This window comes from Hydrotalea sp., from assembly GCF_049968455.1.
Taxonomy (GTDB): domain Bacteria; phylum Bacteroidota; class Bacteroidia; order Chitinophagales; family Chitinophagaceae; genus Hydrotalea.
The window spans coordinates 74,134-90,106 of record NZ_JBMFQT010000008.1; the positions used below are offsets into that span (position 1 = coordinate 74,134).

General features: G+C 36.1%; 26 protein-coding genes. All 26 read left to right on the forward strand.

Annotated features, from left to right (window positions below; genetic code table 11):
- Nucleotides 1-5 precede the first annotated feature (5 nt).
- The 26 genes from rpsL (at nucleotide 6) to map (ending at nucleotide 15,973) form a co-directional block, all read left to right on the forward strand.
- A complete protein-coding gene (gene rpsL / locus ACP5P5_RS07445; RefSeq protein WP_026767866.1) occupies nucleotides 6-386 on the forward strand; it encodes a 30S ribosomal protein S12 in 381 nt (126 codons plus the stop codon).
- A 29-nt stretch (nucleotides 387-415) separates the two neighbouring features.
- The gene (gene rpsG, locus ACP5P5_RS07450) at nucleotides 416-883 is read left to right on the forward strand and encodes a 30S ribosomal protein S7 (protein ID WP_428285481.1); all 468 of its coding nucleotides are present in this window, start codon (nucleotides 416-418) and stop codon (nucleotides 881-883) included.
- Nucleotides 884-1,100: 217 nt separating this feature from the next.
- A complete protein-coding gene (gene fusA / locus ACP5P5_RS07455) occupies nucleotides 1,101-3,251 on the forward strand; it encodes an elongation factor G (protein WP_428285482.1) in 2,151 nt (716 codons plus the stop codon).
- Nucleotides 3,252-3,434: 183 nt separating this feature from the next.
- On the forward strand, nucleotides 3,435-3,740 hold the full coding sequence (rpsJ, locus tag ACP5P5_RS07460; protein ID WP_068242832.1) for a 30S ribosomal protein S10: 306 nt from the start codon (nucleotides 3,435-3,437) through the stop codon (nucleotides 3,738-3,740).
- A gap of 254 nt (nucleotides 3,741-3,994) precedes the next feature.
- The gene (rplC, locus tag ACP5P5_RS07465; RefSeq protein WP_428285483.1) at nucleotides 3,995-4,612 is read left to right on the forward strand and encodes a 50S ribosomal protein L3; all 618 of its coding nucleotides are present in this window, start codon (nucleotides 3,995-3,997) and stop codon (nucleotides 4,610-4,612) included.
- 22 nt (nucleotides 4,613-4,634) lie between these two features.
- Nucleotides 4,635-5,270 (forward strand): 50S ribosomal protein L4, encoded by a 636-nt coding sequence (gene rplD, locus ACP5P5_RS07470; protein ID WP_428285484.1) that lies wholly within the window; start codon nucleotides 4,635-4,637, stop codon nucleotides 5,268-5,270.
- A gap of 28 nt (nucleotides 5,271-5,298) precedes the next feature.
- Nucleotides 5,299-5,598: a 50S ribosomal protein L23 gene (gene rplW, locus ACP5P5_RS07475; protein WP_428285485.1), complete on the forward strand. Its 300-nt coding sequence runs from the start codon at nucleotides 5,299-5,301 to the stop codon at nucleotides 5,596-5,598.
- Between the two features lie 54 nt (nucleotides 5,599-5,652).
- Nucleotides 5,653-6,492, forward strand: a complete 840-nt coding sequence (gene rplB / locus ACP5P5_RS07480; RefSeq protein ID WP_428285486.1) for a 50S ribosomal protein L2 — start codon at nucleotides 5,653-5,655, stop codon at nucleotides 6,490-6,492.
- Between the two features lie 36 nt (nucleotides 6,493-6,528).
- Nucleotides 6,529-6,798 (forward strand): 30S ribosomal protein S19, encoded by a 270-nt coding sequence (gene rpsS, locus ACP5P5_RS07485; RefSeq protein ID WP_428285487.1) that lies wholly within the window; start codon nucleotides 6,529-6,531, stop codon nucleotides 6,796-6,798.
- Nucleotides 6,799-6,855: 57 nt separating this feature from the next.
- On the forward strand, nucleotides 6,856-7,200 hold the full coding sequence (rplV, locus tag ACP5P5_RS07490; RefSeq protein WP_111293913.1) for a 50S ribosomal protein L22: 345 nt from the start codon (nucleotides 6,856-6,858) through the stop codon (nucleotides 7,198-7,200).
- A gap of 13 nt (nucleotides 7,201-7,213) precedes the next feature.
- Nucleotides 7,214-7,999, forward strand: a complete 786-nt coding sequence (gene rpsC, locus ACP5P5_RS07495; RefSeq protein WP_428285488.1) for a 30S ribosomal protein S3 — start codon at nucleotides 7,214-7,216, stop codon at nucleotides 7,997-7,999.
- Nucleotides 8,000-8,072: 73 nt separating this feature from the next.
- Nucleotides 8,073-8,492, forward strand: coding sequence for a 50S ribosomal protein L16 (gene rplP / locus ACP5P5_RS07500; protein ID WP_111293915.1), 420 nt, complete (start codon nucleotides 8,073-8,075; stop codon nucleotides 8,490-8,492).
- Between the two features lie 23 nt (nucleotides 8,493-8,515).
- A complete protein-coding gene (rpmC, locus tag ACP5P5_RS07505; protein ID WP_428285489.1) occupies nucleotides 8,516-8,725 on the forward strand; it encodes a 50S ribosomal protein L29 in 210 nt (69 codons plus the stop codon).
- 17 nt (nucleotides 8,726-8,742) lie between these two features.
- Complete coding sequence (gene rpsQ, locus ACP5P5_RS07510) at nucleotides 8,743-9,000, forward strand: 30S ribosomal protein S17 (protein WP_111293917.1); 258 nt, start codon at nucleotides 8,743-8,745, stop codon at nucleotides 8,998-9,000.
- 56 nt (nucleotides 9,001-9,056) lie between these two features.
- On the forward strand, nucleotides 9,057-9,425 hold the full coding sequence (gene rplN, locus ACP5P5_RS07515; protein WP_068242586.1) for a 50S ribosomal protein L14: 369 nt from the start codon (nucleotides 9,057-9,059) through the stop codon (nucleotides 9,423-9,425).
- Nucleotides 9,426-9,543: 118 nt separating this feature from the next.
- The gene (gene rplX / locus ACP5P5_RS07520) at nucleotides 9,544-9,882 is read left to right on the forward strand and encodes a 50S ribosomal protein L24 (protein ID WP_428285490.1); all 339 of its coding nucleotides are present in this window, start codon (nucleotides 9,544-9,546) and stop codon (nucleotides 9,880-9,882) included.
- Nucleotides 9,883-9,908: 26 nt separating this feature from the next.
- The gene (rplE, locus tag ACP5P5_RS07525; RefSeq protein ID WP_428285491.1) at nucleotides 9,909-10,457 is read left to right on the forward strand and encodes a 50S ribosomal protein L5; all 549 of its coding nucleotides are present in this window, start codon (nucleotides 9,909-9,911) and stop codon (nucleotides 10,455-10,457) included.
- Between the two features lie 48 nt (nucleotides 10,458-10,505).
- Nucleotides 10,506-10,775, forward strand: a complete 270-nt coding sequence (gene rpsN, locus ACP5P5_RS07530; RefSeq protein ID WP_428285492.1) for a 30S ribosomal protein S14 — start codon at nucleotides 10,506-10,508, stop codon at nucleotides 10,773-10,775.
- A gap of 54 nt (nucleotides 10,776-10,829) precedes the next feature.
- Entirely contained in the window at nucleotides 10,830-11,228 is a 399-nt protein-coding gene (gene rpsH, locus ACP5P5_RS07535; protein WP_428285493.1) for a 30S ribosomal protein S8, read from the forward strand.
- 82 nt (nucleotides 11,229-11,310) lie between these two features.
- On the forward strand, nucleotides 11,311-11,865 hold the full coding sequence (gene rplF, locus ACP5P5_RS07540; RefSeq protein WP_428285494.1) for a 50S ribosomal protein L6: 555 nt from the start codon (nucleotides 11,311-11,313) through the stop codon (nucleotides 11,863-11,865).
- 52 nt (nucleotides 11,866-11,917) lie between these two features.
- Nucleotides 11,918-12,271 carry a 50S ribosomal protein L18 gene (rplR, locus tag ACP5P5_RS07545; RefSeq protein WP_428285495.1) on the forward strand — a complete coding sequence of 118 codons (354 nt, stop codon included), beginning with the start codon at nucleotides 11,918-11,920 and terminating at the stop codon, nucleotides 12,269-12,271.
- 28 nt (nucleotides 12,272-12,299) lie between these two features.
- On the forward strand, nucleotides 12,300-12,821 hold the full coding sequence (gene rpsE / locus ACP5P5_RS07550) for a 30S ribosomal protein S5 (RefSeq protein WP_428285496.1): 522 nt from the start codon (nucleotides 12,300-12,302) through the stop codon (nucleotides 12,819-12,821).
- A 37-nt stretch (nucleotides 12,822-12,858) separates the two neighbouring features.
- Nucleotides 12,859-13,041, forward strand: a complete 183-nt coding sequence (rpmD, locus tag ACP5P5_RS07555) for a 50S ribosomal protein L30 (protein WP_428285497.1) — start codon at nucleotides 12,859-12,861, stop codon at nucleotides 13,039-13,041.
- A gap of 107 nt (nucleotides 13,042-13,148) precedes the next feature.
- Nucleotides 13,149-13,598: a 50S ribosomal protein L15 gene (gene rplO, locus ACP5P5_RS07560; RefSeq protein ID WP_428285498.1), complete on the forward strand. Its 450-nt coding sequence runs from the start codon at nucleotides 13,149-13,151 to the stop codon at nucleotides 13,596-13,598.
- A 76-nt stretch (nucleotides 13,599-13,674) separates the two neighbouring features.
- A complete protein-coding gene (secY, locus tag ACP5P5_RS07565) occupies nucleotides 13,675-15,027 on the forward strand; it encodes a preprotein translocase subunit SecY (protein WP_428285499.1) in 1,353 nt (450 codons plus the stop codon).
- A 115-nt stretch (nucleotides 15,028-15,142) separates the two neighbouring features.
- Nucleotides 15,143-15,973, forward strand: a complete 831-nt coding sequence (map, locus tag ACP5P5_RS07570; protein ID WP_428285500.1) for a type I methionyl aminopeptidase — start codon at nucleotides 15,143-15,145, stop codon at nucleotides 15,971-15,973.

Below are 15,973 nucleotides of genomic sequence, written 5' to 3' on the forward strand. Positions count from 1 at the left end.
GTAGAATGCCTACTATACAACAATTAGTTAGAAAAGGCCGCGAAATTATCAGGGCTAAAAGTAAATCAAGAGCTTTAGATGCTTGTCCACAACGTCGTGGTGTTTGTACACGTGTGTATACAACAACTCCCAAAAAGCCAAACTCAGCTTTGCGTAAAGTGGCAAAAGTACGTTTAACCAATAAGGTAGAAGTAATTGCTTATATTCCAGGTGAAGGACACAATTTACAAGAGCACTCAATTGTATTAATTAGAGGTGGTCGTGTAAAAGATTTACCAGGTGTACGTTACCACATTGTAAGAGGTAGCTTGGATACTGCCGGTGTGAAAGACAGGAAAAAAAGTCGTTCTAAATACGGTACTAAAAAAGAAAAAGCAAAAAAATAATTCTGTTAAACAGCTAATTTTTATATAACATGCGTAAAGCACAAGCCAAAAAATTACCAGTTGCTCCCGATGGAAGATACAATGATATAATGGTAAGTCGTTTCATTAATAATATTATGTGGGATGGTAAAAAAAGTACTGCCATTAATATTTTTTATGATGCAATTGATAAGGTATCTAAATTAACTAATGAAGATGGTTATGAAGTTTGGAAAAAAGCTTTAGCCAATATTACTCCTTCTGTTGAGGTACGTAGTCGCAGAATTGGTGGTGCTACCTTTCAAATTCCTACTGAGGTAAGACCCGATAGAAAAATTTCTTTGAGTATTAAATGGATGGTTCGTTATAGCCGTGAAAGAAATGGTAGAACAATGGCAGATAAATTGGCTAACGAAATTATCGCAGCTAGTAAAGGTGAAGGCGGAGCATTTAAGAAAAAAGAAGATGTGCATAGAATGGCTGAAGCCAACAAGGCTTTCTCACACTTTAAAGTTTAATTTTTAACTTTACGCTCTATATAAAGCTACCCATTTGTGGTAGCTTTTTTTATTGTAAAACGATTGGAACCTTATATTCATAAACCTACCTACATTTGGGAATTTTCTCACTCTACAAAATTATTTCAACAACTTACTATTAAATCTTTCATTAAAATCTTGTAGAATTACCTAAATCCCTACCTTTGCCGCCTGAAAAAAAATAAACAATCACTTTATGGCGGATTTGAAATTTCAACGCAATTTTGGTATTGCCGCTCACATCGATGCCGGTAAAACCACAACTACCGAGCGTATTTTGCGCTATACCGGTATGATACATAAAATTGGCGAAGTGCACGATGGTGCTGCCACAACTGACTGGATGGAGCAGGAGAAAGAAAGAGGTATTACCATCACATCAGCAGCTGTTAGCTGTCAATGGAACTTTCCTACTGTTTTAGGTAAAGCTACTCCCGAAACTAAAAAATATTACTTTAATATTATTGATACTCCCGGCCACGTTGATTTTACCGTTGAGGTTGAACGTTCAATGAGGGTTTTAGACGGATTGATTGCCCTATTTTCTGCTGTTGATGGGGTAGAGCCTCAATCAGAAACAGTGTGGCGTCAAGCTAACCGCTATCGTGTACCCAGAATAGGTTTCGTTAATAAAATGGACCGTTCAGGTGCCGACTTTTTAAATGTGGTAAAACAAGTAAAAGAAATGTTGGGAGCTAAAGCAGTTCCTTTACAATTACCTATTGGTGCTGAAGACAATTTTAAGGGGGTTGTTGACCTTATTAAAATGAAAGGCATTGTATGGCATGCAGAAACTGAAGGAATGACCTTCGATGAAATAGCTATTCCGGAAGATATGGTCGAAGAAGTAAGCTTCTGGCGTCAAAACTTAATTGAGGCAGTTGCTGAATATGATGACCATTTAATGGAAAAATTCTTCGATGATCCTAATTCAATTACAGAAGATGAAGTACATGCTGCTATTCGTAAAGCCACCATCGATTTAAGTATTGTACCTATGATGTGTGGTTCTTCATTCAAAAATAAAGGCGTTCAAACTGCATTAGATGCTGTTTGTAGATATTTACCTTCTCCGGTTGATATAGAAGCTGTAAAAGGTATTGATCCTAATACCGGGAATGAAATTACTCGTAAGCCCGATCCAAAAGAACCATTCTCTGCTTTAGCATTCAAAATTATGACCGATCCTTTTGTTGGTAGGTTAGCATTTTTCCGCTGTTATAGTGGTCATTTAGATGCCGGTAGTTACGTGTTAAATGTACGTAGTGGTAAAAAAGAAAGGATTAGTCGTATTATGAAAATGTTCGCTAACAAGCAAAATCCAATCGACTTTATCGAAGCCGGTGATATTGGTGCTGCTGTTGGATTTAAAGAAATTAAAACAGGAGATACCTTAGCCGATGAAGATCATCCAATTGTTTTGGAAAATATGTTTATTCCAGAACCGGTAATAGCTATTGCCATTGAGCCTAAAACCCAGGCTGATGTTGATAAAATGGGTATGGCCATATCAAAATTGGTAGAAGAAGATCCAACATTAAGAGTAAATACTGATGAGGATACGGGTCAAACCATTTTGCGTGGTATGGGAGAGTTGCACTTGGAAATCATTTTAGATCGTATGCGCCGTGAATTTAAAGTAGAAGTAAATCAAGGTGCTCCTCAAGTAGCTTATAAGGAAGCTTTCCAAGCAACTTATCAACATCGCGAAGTATTGAAAAAGCAAACAGGTGGTCGTGGTAAATTCGCCGACATTCAATTTGAAATTGGCCCTGCCGATGAAGAATGGTTAAAAGAAAATGAAGGCAAGAACTTCCAGTTTGTGAACGATATTTTTGGAGGATCTATTCCTCGTGAATTCATACCTGCTATTCAAAAAGGATTTGAAACTGCAATGAGTACCGGTGTATTGGCAGGCTACCCGGTAAATAACATGAAGATTCGCATATTTGACGGTAGCTACCATGATGTAGATTCTGACTCAATGTCATTTGAATTGTGTGCTAAATCAGGTTTCAGAGAAGCTGCTAAAAAAGCCAAACCCGTATTACTTGAGCCTATTATGAAAGTGGAAGTGTTAACTCCAGACCAATATATGGGTGATGTAACCGGCGACTTAAACCGTAGAAGAGGTATGTTAGAAGGAATGGATAGCCGAAATAACCTACAGGTAATTAAAGCAAAAGTGCCTTTAAGTGAAATGTTTGGTTATGTAACGCAATTACGTTCTTTATCTTCAGGTCGTGCTACTTCCACAATGGAATTCTCTCATTACTCTCCGGCACCCAATAATATTGCCGAAGAAGTAATTGCCAAAAACAAAGGCAGAGTGAAAGTAGAAGAATAAAGCAAGTTAATTACAAAATATTACTTAATACAGACCGGTTAAATGATTGGCCGGTCTTTTTTTTGGTATAGAGGAGGCGGTAGAAAAAATTTAAAAAAAAATTTAAAAAAAATCTTTTTTTCCTTGCCTATTCCAATTGCTCCCCCTACCTTTGCAACCCAATCGGAAATTTGGGTAAAGATTATGTCTCAAAGAATCAGAATAAAATTACAATCTTACGATCACAACTTGGTAGATAAATCTGCCGAGAAAATTGTGAAAACAGTTCGTAGTACTGGTGCCGTTGTAACCGGACCTATTCCTTTGCCTACGCATAAAAGAATATTCACAGTATTGCGTTCGCCACACGTGAATAAAAAGAGTAGGGAACAATTTCAGTTATGCACGCATAAGCGCTTACTGGATATCTACACATCTTCATCAAGAACTGTAGATGCTTTGAGCAAATTGGATTTACCTTCCGGTGTAGAAGTAGAAATTAAGGCTTAATAGCAAGTAAGTTGCCATCTCCCAATCTGAACAAGAAAAAGGAGCTCTGGTGTTTGAATAAAAATTTTGACATATAAACAGGCCCTTCGAGGTTTGTTTACTTCCGGTACTTCCATCGTCTTTAAAACTTATAGTTTTAAAGAACACTATAACCACAAGGTGGTAAAAGGGAAAAGGTCGGCAGCAAACAGGGATTGAATTTTGCAGTTTTGCAAAATGTCCGTTACACCTTCGCGGGGCAAAAACCGCAAAACATGAAAGGTATTATTGGAAAAAAAATTGGAATGACCAGCATTTTTGCCCAAGATGGTAAACAAGTTGCTTGTACCATTATTGAGGCAGGTCCTTGTGTGGTTACACAAGTTAAAACAAAGGATGCAGATGGCTATGAAGCCCTGCAATTAGGTTTTGAAGATAAGAAAGAAAAGCATTCAACAAAATCCGAGCTTAATCACTACTCAAAAGCTCAAACAGCTCCAAAGCGTTTCGTTAAAGAATTCCGCAATTACAATATTGAAAAAGCTTTAGGCGAAACTATTACCCTCGATATATTTTCAGAAGGCGAAACTGTTGAAGTAGTTGGTACTACTAAAGGAAAAGGTTTCCAGGGTGTTGTAAAACGCCATGGTTTTGGTGGTGTGGGTGAAGCGTCACACGGCCAGCACGACCGTTCAAGAGCACCTGGTTCTATTGGTGGTTCTTCCTATCCTTCAAGAGTATTTAAAGGCATGAGAATGGCCGGCCGTATGGGTAACGATCGCGTTAAAATGAAAGGATTGAAAGTTGTAAAAATATTCCCTGAGAAGAATTATATCTTAATTAGTGGATCAGTGCCAGGGCACAACGGTTCAATTGTTTACATCCAAAAGTAATCACCTTTAATTCACACAAATCATGCAATTAGAAATTTTAAATATAAAAGGCGAAAAAACAGGTAAAACGGTTGAATTACCCGAAGATATTTTTGGTATTGAACCGAATGACCATGTTATTTATTTAGCCGTAAAACAATATTTAGCTGCTCAACGTCAAGGTACACACAAGGTTAAAACTCGTGCTGAAGTACATGGTGCAAGCCGCAAATTACACAAGCAAAAAGGTACCGGAGGTTCTCGTAAAGGAAACATTCGTAACCCCTTATATAAAGGTGGTGGTACTATTTTTGGACCTAAACCACATGGCTACGACTTTAAACTAAACCGTAAAGTAAAAGATTTGGCTAAAATTTCAGCCTTAAGCCATAAAGCGAAAGACAATGCTATTTTAGTTGTAGAAGATGTTACTATTGACACTCCAAAAACTAAACAAGTAGTGAACATGATGCAGGCTTTACAAATTGCCAATAAAAAAGCAATTATTGTAACTCCTGATTATGATGATAATTTATTCTTAAGCACCAGAAATATTCCCAATATTGCTACCACTTTATTGGCTGATATTAATACTTATGAAATTATGAATGCAGATGTTTTAGTATTGACTGAACAAGCAGCTAAAATCTTTGCTGACAACGAAGTAGCTGAAGCTTAAAATTTAAAACCGTTTCAAAAGCAATAAAATGAAACCAACCGATATTTTAATAAAGCCTATTTTATCTGAAAAAGCCAATGCTAAGCAAGAAAGCTTGCGCCAGTATGCTTTTAAGGTAGCACGTTCTGCTAATAAATTGCAAATTAAAAATGCAATTGAAACCTTTTACGGAATAACAGTCGTAAACGTAAATACTATGGTAGTGCCCGGAAAAAATAAAACACGCTACACTAAAGCAGGTTTTATTCAGGGTAAAAAATCAGCTTATAAAAAAGCATTGGTTACCATAGCAGAAGGTGAAACAATAGATTTATACGCAAACATTTAATTAGTATTATTATAGTTGCGAAGCTGAAAAATTCGCATTTAAATTAAACAAACAATGGCATTAAAAAAGTTCAAACCAATTACAGCCGGCACCCGTTGGAGAATTGGCAATGCCTATGCTGAAATTACAACTGATAAGCCGGAAAAAAGCTTATTAGAGCCCCTGAAAAAAACAGGTGGTCGTAATGCTCAGGGTCGCAGATCAATGCGTTACATAGGTGGTGGCCATAAAAGGCATTATCGTATTATTGATTTTAAACGCAATAAGCACAATATTGAAGCAACTGTTGTTTCAATTGAATACGATCCAAACCGTACAGCTTTTATTGCTTTATTGGAGTATGCTGATGGCGAAAAGCGTTACATATTAGCACCACAAGGTTTACAAGTTGGTACTAAAGTAATTGCCGGTGATGATGTTGCACCTGAAATAGGTAATGCACTTCAAATGAAGCACATGCCTTTAGGTACTAATATTCACAACATTGAAATGCAGCCTGGTCAGGGTGGAAAATTAGCACGTAGTGCTGGTGCTTCAGCTCAATTGGCTAACAAGGAAGAAAAGTACGCTGTATTAAAAATGCCTTCTGGTGAATTAAGAAAAGTATTGATTAATTGTTACGCAACCGTTGGTGTTGTTTCAAACAGCGATCATAATTTACAAACTGCCGGTAAAGCAGGTGTAAATCGTTGGAAGGGTATTCGCCCACGTGTACGTGGTGTTGCTATGAACCCTGTTGATCACCCAATGGGTGGTGGTGAAGGTAAAGCATCCGGAGGCCATCCACGCAGCAGAACTGGTAAATACGCCAAAGGTGAAAAAACAAGAACTAAAGGAAAAGCCAGCGACAAACTGATTATTCAAAGAAGAGATGGTAAAAAACTTACCAAGTAACAATATTTAGATAAACGCTATAAATCGTAAATCCAAATGGGTCGTTCGATTAAAAAAGGTCCTTATGTTGATGTTAAGCTTAATGAAAAAGTAAGCGCTATTAACGAAGGCAAGAATAAAAAAGGAGTTATAAAAACCTGGAGCCGTCGCAGTACAATTACTCCCGACTTTGTAGGGCATACATTTGCTGTACATAATGGTAACAAGTTTATACCTGTATATGTAACTGAGTTTATGGTAGGTCATAAATTAGGAGAATTTGCCCCTACCCGTAACTTCAGAGGACATGCCGGTCAAAAAAAGTAAATTAATTCAGGGTAAAACTGAATAACAGCTTTACCGAATGATAGAAATTAAAAAAAAATGGAAGCAGTAGCTAAACTAAAAAATTATCCCACAGGACCCATGAAAATGCGGTTATTAGCCGATGTGATCCGTGGAATGGAAGTTGAAAAGGCTTTGGCTATATTAGAATTTCACCCTCAGCACAATGCTACACCGTTGGCAAAGTTGTTGAAGAGTGCCATTAATAATTGGGAACAAAAAAATAATGGAGCCAGTGCTGCCGATAGTGGCCTTATTGTAAAAACAATTTTTGTTGATGGTGGTCGCACTTTAAAAAGAATGCGCCCGGCACCACAAGGTCGTGGATACAGAGTAAGAAAACGCAGCAATCATGTAACAATCATTGTAGATTCTAAAAACTAATTGAAACCATATTATGGGTCAGAAAGCAAATCCAATTGGTAACAGGTTAGGTATCATCCGCGGATGGGAAAGTAACTGGTATGGCAATAAAAAAGACTTTGCCACCAAGTTAATTGAGGATCAAAAAATCCGTACTTACCTGAATGCCCGTATTAACAAAGGTGGTATAGCAAAAATAGTTATTGAACGTACACTTGGTAAACTAATCGTTACCATACATACTTCAAAACCTGGTATCATCATCGGTAAGGGTGGTGGCGAAGTTGATAGTATAAAAGAAGAATTGAAAAAATTAACCAGCAAAGAAGATGTTCAAATTAACATCCTCGAAATTCGTCGTCCGGAATTAGATGCTACCATTGTAGGTGATACTATTGCTCGTCAAATTGAAAATCGTATCAATTACAAGCGTGCCATTAAAATGGCTATTGCATCAACTTTACGTATGGGTGCCGAAGGTATTAAAATAAGAGTAAGTGGTCGTTTAGGCGGCGCTGAAATTGCCCGAAGCGAAGAGTTTAAGCAAGGTCGTGTTCCATTACATACTTTAAGAATGGATATTGATTATGCTAGCGTTTTTGCTCAAACCGTATATGGTAAAATTGGTATTAAGGTTTGGATTTGTAAAGGCGAAGTTTTAGGCAAACGTGATTTGAACCCCAACTTTATTGGAGGCAAAAATGACTTGAGTGATAGAAGGGAAAGAGCAGGTTCTGGTGGCGATGATAGACGTGGTGGTGGTAACCGTGGCGGTGGACGTGGAAATGAAGGTAGATCACCTAGAAGAGGACAGAATTAAAATAGGTAATAGCCACATTAGCTATACTTTTTTGAATACCATATAGCCTTGGCTATATAAAAAAAGCAAACAAATGTTACAGCCAAAAAGAAGTAAACATAGAAAACAACAAAAAGGTCGCATTCGTAATGTTGCTAAAAGAGGTACTGCAATAGCTTTTGGTTCATACGCCTTAAAAGCTTTAGAACCTGTTTGGTTAACCAATAGGCAAATTGAAGCAGCCAGACAAAGTATGACACGTGCTATGAAACGTGAAGGAAATGTTTGGATTAGGGTTTTCCCTGATAAAATTATTACTCGTAAGCCTTTAGAGGTAAGGATGGGTAAAGGTAAGGGTAATCCTGAATTTTGGGCTGCTGTTGTTGAGCCAGGTCGTATAATTTTTGAATGTGATGGTGTAAGCGAAACTGTTGCAAGAGAAGCTTTACACTTAGCCGCTCAAAAATTACCAATTGCAACCAAATTTATTGTAAGACGAGATTTGCAAGCTTAAACAAACTATTAATATTATTTGCAATGGCAAAAAAAATTGATTTTAATAAAAGCCTAAAGGAAATGACCGAAACCGAAATTAAGGCAAGAATTGAGGAAGATACCTTAAGGTTAAAAAAATTAGAATTTGCACACGCAATTTCTCCATTGGAAAATCCAATGAGTATTCGTGAGTTAAGAAAAGATATTGCTCGTTTAAAAACAGCATTACATACAAAAGCTACGGCTAAATAACCAATAAATTGCTAACAATGGTTGAAAGAAATTTGCGTAAAACAAGAATTGGTGTTGTAACCAGCAATAAAATGGCTAAAACCATTACTGTTGCAGTTGAAAGAAAAGTGCAACACCCTATTTATGGAAAGTTCGTGAAAAAAACTACGAAATTCCATGCACATGATGAAAAAAATGAGTGCACAATAGGCGATATTGTAAAAATTATGGAAACTCGTCCGCTTAGTAAAACAAAGCGTTGGAGACTAGTTGAGGTAATTGAAAAAGCTAAATAAATTATTATTGAGATAGCCTGCCAAAAGCAGCCTGTTAACTATCAAATTATTAAACAATGATTCAGCAAGAAAGCAGATTAAATGTAGCTGACAATAGCGGTGCCAAAGAAGTACTTTGCATTAAAGTACTGGGTAATAGTGGCCAGGATTATGCAAAAATTGGCGATAAAATTGTTGTTACTGTTAAAGACGCCATTCCTGCAGGTGGAATTAAAAAAGGCACGGTATCTAAAGCAGTAATAGTGCGTACTAAAAATAAATTACGCAGAAAAGATGGCTCATATATTCGTTTCGACGATAATGCTGTTGTTTTATTAAACAATGCCGATGAACCACGTGGTACCCGTATTTTTGGACCGGTTGCCCGTGAATTAAGAGATAAAGGGTATATGAAAATAATTTCACTGGCCCCTGAAGTTTTATAAAAATGCTGCCTTGCGTTACTGCCGTACAAGTGTGCGACGCAACTAAAGCTGAATATAAATTTAAAAGCTGGTAACAAAAAAATAACTAACCATACAAGGTTATAAAAGGGTAAACACCATGAATAAAAGATTTAAACCCAAATTTAACATTAAAAAAGGCGACACTGTAGTTGTTATTGCCGGAGAAGATAAGGACTTGAAAAAACCTAGAAAGGTATTAGAAGTTCTGATTGATGAAGCACGTGTTGTAGTTGAAGGGGTAAACATTGTTACAAAACATACTAAACCCAATGCACAAAACACTAAGGGGGGTATTGTTAGAATAGAAGCACCTATACACATTAGCAATGTTATGTTGTGGGATGCTAAAACCGGAGCCCCTACTAAAGTAAAAAGAAGTAGAGACAATGGTAAATTAATTAGAATATCAAAAAAATCTGGGGAGGTTATTAAATAATGAGCACAACTAAATATACTCCGAGAATGGCGTCAAAATATCGCCAGGAAGTAATGCCAGCTTTAATGAAAAAGTTTGCTTACAAAAGTGTTATGCAAACTCCTAAAATTGAAAAAATTTGTATTAACCGCGGTGTAAACGGCGCTGTAACTGATAAAAAATTGGTTGATGTAGCTGTTGCCGAATTGGAACAAATTACCGGTCAAAAAGCTGTACCTACTTATTCTAAAAAAGATATTTCGAACTTTAAATTGCGTAAAGGAATGCCCATTGGTGCAAAAGTAACTTTGCGTGGTGACAAAATGTACGAGTTTTTAGACCGCTTAATTTCAGTTGCTTTACCTCGTGTACGCGATTTTAAAGGTATTAGTGATAAAGCATTTGATGGCCGTGGTAATTATACTTTAGGTGTTACTGAACAAATCATTTTCCCTGAAATTGATATTGACAAAGTAAATAAAATTACCGGTTTCGATATTACTATCGTAACTACTGCTCAATCAAATGAAGAGGCATATGAATTACTGAAAGAAATGGGTATGCCTTTTAAAAGCGCTAAAAAAGATATTAATTAAACATTAAGTGAGTATTGACTACTCATTGTATTAATAATAAGAAACATTATGTCAAAAAAATCAATCATAGCCCGCGAAGCAAAAAGAGAAGCATTGGTGGCTAAGTATGCCGAAAAACGTGCCGCTTTAAAAGCCGCAGGTGATTATGCTGCTTTAGATTTAATTCCTAAAAATGCTTCCCCTGTTCGATTGAAAAATCGTTGCCAATTAACCGGTAGACCTCGTGGTTACATGCGTTATTTTGGGATTTCAAGGGTAGTATTTCGTGATATGGCATTGAATGGTAAAATACCAGGTGTTAAAAAAGCCAGTTGGTAATTTTTTAATCCCATTTCATAAACAACATTTAGAACCGTATTTAACTTATATACAATGGTAACTGATCCTATTGCAGACTTTTTAACCAGGATTCGTAATGCTCAAATGGCCGGGCATAGAATCGTAGAAATTCCTGCTTCAAACTTAAAAAAGCGGATGACTGAGATTTTATATGAACAAGGTTATATTTTGAAGTATAAATTTGAAGAAAATACCAAGCAAGGTATTATTAAAATAGCTTTGAAATACGACCCCACCAGCAAACAACCTGCTATTCGTTCGTTAGAGCGCGTTAGCCGCCCGGGCTTACGCCAATATGCAAAGCCCTCTGAAATGAAAAGGGTAATTAATGGCTTAGGTATTGCTATTATCAGTACTTCAAAAGGAGTATTGACTGATAAGCAAGCCAAAGCTCAGAATGTGGGTGGTGAAGTATTGTGTTACGTTTATTAATTAAATTTTTAAGTTAGATAATTAAGCCTTTTAGTCGGGGCTGAACACAACTTAAAATCATCATAAATAAAACAAAACGACTATGTCACGAATTGGAAAGAAACCAGTACAAGTACCTAAAGGTGTAACCATTACAGTTGGTAATGATAATGTAATTACTGTTAAAGGACCTAAAGGTGAATTAACACAAGCTATTGATAGAGATATCGTTGTAACAGTATCTGATGGTACCGTTAACTTATTTCGTCCTACAGACCAAATACGTCATCGTGCAATGCATGGTTTATACCGTTCATTAGTAGCTAATATGATTAAAGGTGTTACTGAAGGATTTAAAAAAGATTTGGAATTGGTTGGGGTAGGTTTTAAGGCATCAAACCAAGGAAATACATTAGACCTTTCATTAGGTTATTCTCATAACATTATTTTTGAAGTACCTAAAGAATTAAAGGTTGCCACTGCAACAGAAAAAGGTAAAAACCCTACCATTAGCTTGGAAAGCATTGATAAACAATTATTAGGTCAAGTAGCTGCTAAAATTCGTAGCTTACGTAAACCTGAGCCATATAAAGGAAAAGGTGTTAAATACTCTGATGAAATTATTAGAAGAAAAGCGGGTAAAGCTGCTGGTAAATAACCATTAACAAATATAACTTCCGGCAGAATCGGAAGATTAAAAGATAAAAGCAATGAATAGTAAACTTGTTCAAAGACAAAAAATCAGATACCGCATACGTAAAAAGGTATCCGGCACTGCCACTAAACCCCGTTTATCTATTTTTAGAAGCAACGCTGAAATTTATGCACAATTAATTGATGATGTTAACGGAGTTACATTGGCTGCCGCTTCATCTCGTGATAAACAAATATTAGCACATAAAGTAACTAAAGTTGAAAAAGCTAAACTGGTAGGTAACGCTATTGCTCAAAAAGCAACTTCATTAGGTATTACAACTTGTGTTTTTGACAGAGGTGGTAATCTGTATCATGGCAGGGTAAAAAGTGTTGCTGATGGTGCCAGAGAAGGTGGTCTTCAATTTTAATTAAATTAATACTTAATCATTTAGATCCATGTCTAAAATAACTGAAAATAAAGTAAAGCTTACCGGTGAAGTTGAACTAAAAGAAAAAGTAGTTGCCATTAACCGGGTAGTAAAAACCACAAAAGGAGGACGTACATTTAGTTTTTCTGCTTTAGTAGTGGTAGGTAATGGAAAAGGAATTGTTGGCCAGGGCTTAGGAAAAGCTAAAGAAGTTCAGGAAGCAATTTCTAAAGGTATTGATGATGCAAAAAAGAATTTGGTAAAAGTTCCAATTATGCATGGTACTATTCCTCATGAACAATTTTCTAAAGCAGGTGCTGCTAAGGTTTTAATAAAACCTGCTGCTCATGGTGCCGGTGTAATTGCCGGTGGTAGTATGCGTGCTGTTTTAGAAAGTGCTGGTATTACCGATGTATTGGCAAAAAGTTTAGGTTCTGCCAATCCACATAATGTGGTAAAAGCTACCATTAAAGCTTTAACTGACCTACGCGAACCTGTAAAAGTTGCTAAAGAACGTAACTTAAAACTAACCAAAGTATTTAATGGCTAAACAATTGCATAAGCATTGTTTAAAATTTGTATTCATTATGAAAAAAATTAAAATTACACAAATAAAAAGTGGTATTGACCGGTCTGAAAGGCAAAAGAAAACCTTGGTAGCACTTGGTTTAAATAAATTACACGCAACTCGTGAAGTTGAAGCCACTCCTCAAATTTTAGGTATGGTTAATAAAGTTAACCATTTGGTTAAAGTTGAAGAAGTTAAATAATTTTTGAATATTTATGCTTAATGGTATGTAAATGAAATTACATACCATTTTGCGTTCATTTTTTAATGCGAGGGGCGATTCCCCGATAAGTACAAAATCAAACAAACATGAAACTACACAATTTAAAACCAGCAACTGGTTCAACACACAAGCAAAAGAGATTAGGTAGAGGTGAAGCCTCAGGTAAAGGTGGTACATCAACAAAAGGTAATAAAGGTGGTCAAAGCCGTGCAGGTTACCAACGTAAAAATGCATTTGAAGGTGGTCAAATGCCTATTCAACGTCGCTTACCTAAGCGTGGTTTTAAAAACATTAACAGAGTTGAGTATAAAGTTTTCAACTTAGGCCAAATTGAAACCCTAAATGAAAAATATGCTTTCTCTGAATTTTCATTAGAAAACCTTTACATTAACGGTTTAGTAAATAGAACCGATAAAGTTAAAATACTGGCAAATGGCGAGTTAAAATCTAAATTAAATTTTAAAGTGAATGCCATTAGCGAAAAAGCAAAATCTGCTATTGAAGCACTTGGCGGAACTGTTGAACTAATTAAATAATTTACCGTATATTGCCCTGCGCATTTTTTAATTAAGACAGTTTACCTTAGGTTTTCAACTATTAACAACAGTATTTGTGAAAAAATTCATTAAAACCATACAGAACATTTGGAGTATTGAAGAACTACGTAGTAAAATTGTTATTACGTTGGCTTTAATATTAGTTTATCGGTTTGGTACCCACGTGGTATTACCCGGAATTGATCCTAATTTGTTAGACCAAAGCAAACTTAATGCAGCTAATAAAGGCTTGTTAGGTTTGTTTGATACGTTTGCAGGTGGTGCTTTTACGCAGGCTTCTATTTTTGCATTGGGTATTATGCCTTACATTTCTGCTTCTATCTTTATGCAGTTAATGACCATCTTAGTACCTCAATTGCAAAAGATTCAAAAAGAAGGAACCAGCGGTCAAAATAAAATTAACCAATGGACGCGTTATTTAACCGTAATTGTTACTGCCTTTCAGGCCGGTGCTTATGTTGCTTATTTAACGAATCCTCAAGGTGGTTATGCTCAAGCCATTTTGTTAGATAGAACGGTATTTACATTTACAACCATTATTACCCTTTCTGCAGGTACTTTATTTGTAATGTGGTTAGGTGAAAAAATTCAAGATAAAGGTTTAGGTAATGGTACTTCTATCATTATTATGGTGGGCATTTTGGCTCGTTTTCCTCAAGCAACTATTCAGGAATTTTCTGCCAAAAGTGAAAAAGCCGGTGGTGGTTTGTTAATTTTCTTAATTGAAATAGCCATCCTAGTTGCTGTTATCATGAGCCTTATTATTTTAGTGCAAGGAGTAAGAAAAATACCGGTAAACTACGCTAAGCAAATAATTGGTAACAGACAATTTGGTGGTGCACGTCAATTCCTGCCCGTTAAAGTAAACAGCGCCGGTGTTATGCCTATCATCTTCGCTCAGGCTATTATGTTTTTACCTACGCTTGTTTCTTTTACCAATATTGAATCTGCAAAAGGTATTATCAAAATTTTTAACGATCACAGTAATCCATGGTACATGCTTATTTATGGCATTATGGTGATTGGTTTTACCTTCTTGTATACTGCCTTAATTTTTAATCCTAAACAGATTTCTGAGGATTTGAAGCGTAACAACGGTTTTATTCCCGGTGTAAAACCCGGACAACCAACTACTGATTATATTGGCGCTATTATGGATAAAGTTACTTTGCCCGGTGCCATTTTCTTAGCCATTGTTGGTATTATGCCTGGGTTCGCACAAAAATTAGGTGTAACCAGTGCATTTAGTACATTTTACGGAGGTACCTCATTATTAATTATGGTAGCTGTAATTTTAGATACATTGCAGCAAATAGAAACCTATTTGCTTATGCGTCAGTACGATGGTTTAATGTCCGGTGGTGGTCGCATTCAAGGTCGTCAAAGTATTACTTCATCTGTTATGTAAGCTATTAATTGTTATTGATATAAACCTGTTGGGCTTGTGCCTGACAGGTTTTCTTTTTTTATTAGTTGTTCAATTCACGAATTTATACTCTAACTACATTTAACTTTGACTTAGAATGTCACGTAGAAATAATATTAATATGATGTATGTAAAAACGGAACAGGAAATTGAATACATGAAGCAAGCTGCCCTTTTAGTAAGTAAAACATTAGCTGAGGTTGCTGCTTTTTTAAAGCCTGGTGTAACAACTATGCAAATAGATAAACTTTGTTTTGAATTTGTGAAGGATCATCAAGCTATACCCTCATTTTTAAATTACCATGGTTATCCTTATTCTGTATGTGCTTCAGTAAATGATGTAGTAGTGCATGGTTTCCCAAACAATCATCCAATAAAAGAAGGCGACATTGTTTCTATTGATATGGGTGTAATTTTAAACGGTTGGCATGGTGATCATGCTTATACTTTTATTATGGGCGATGTGTCGGCAGACGTTTTGCAGCTTGTAAAAATTACCAAGGAAAGTTTATATAAGGGCATTGAAAAAGCTATTGCAGGAAACAGAGTAGGTGATATTTCATTTGCTATTCAAGAACATACTGAAAAGAAAATGGGATATGGTGTTGTTCGTGAATTGGTTGGTCATGGTTTGGGTCGTTCATTACACGAAGACCCACAGGTACCCAATTATGGTAAAAGAGGTAATGGACCTAAGCTAAAAGAGAATATTGTACTGGCTATAGAACCCATGATTAACTTAGGTTCCAAAGATGTTTATACTGATAAAGATGGATGGACTGTAAAAACCCGTGATGGTAAGGTATCTGTTCATTTTGAACATGATGTTTGCGTGAAAAAAGATAAACCACTCATCTTATCTGATTATAGCATTATTGAAGCGGTAGAAAAAAAGAATATACATTTAAATACAAGCTATTATTCTTAA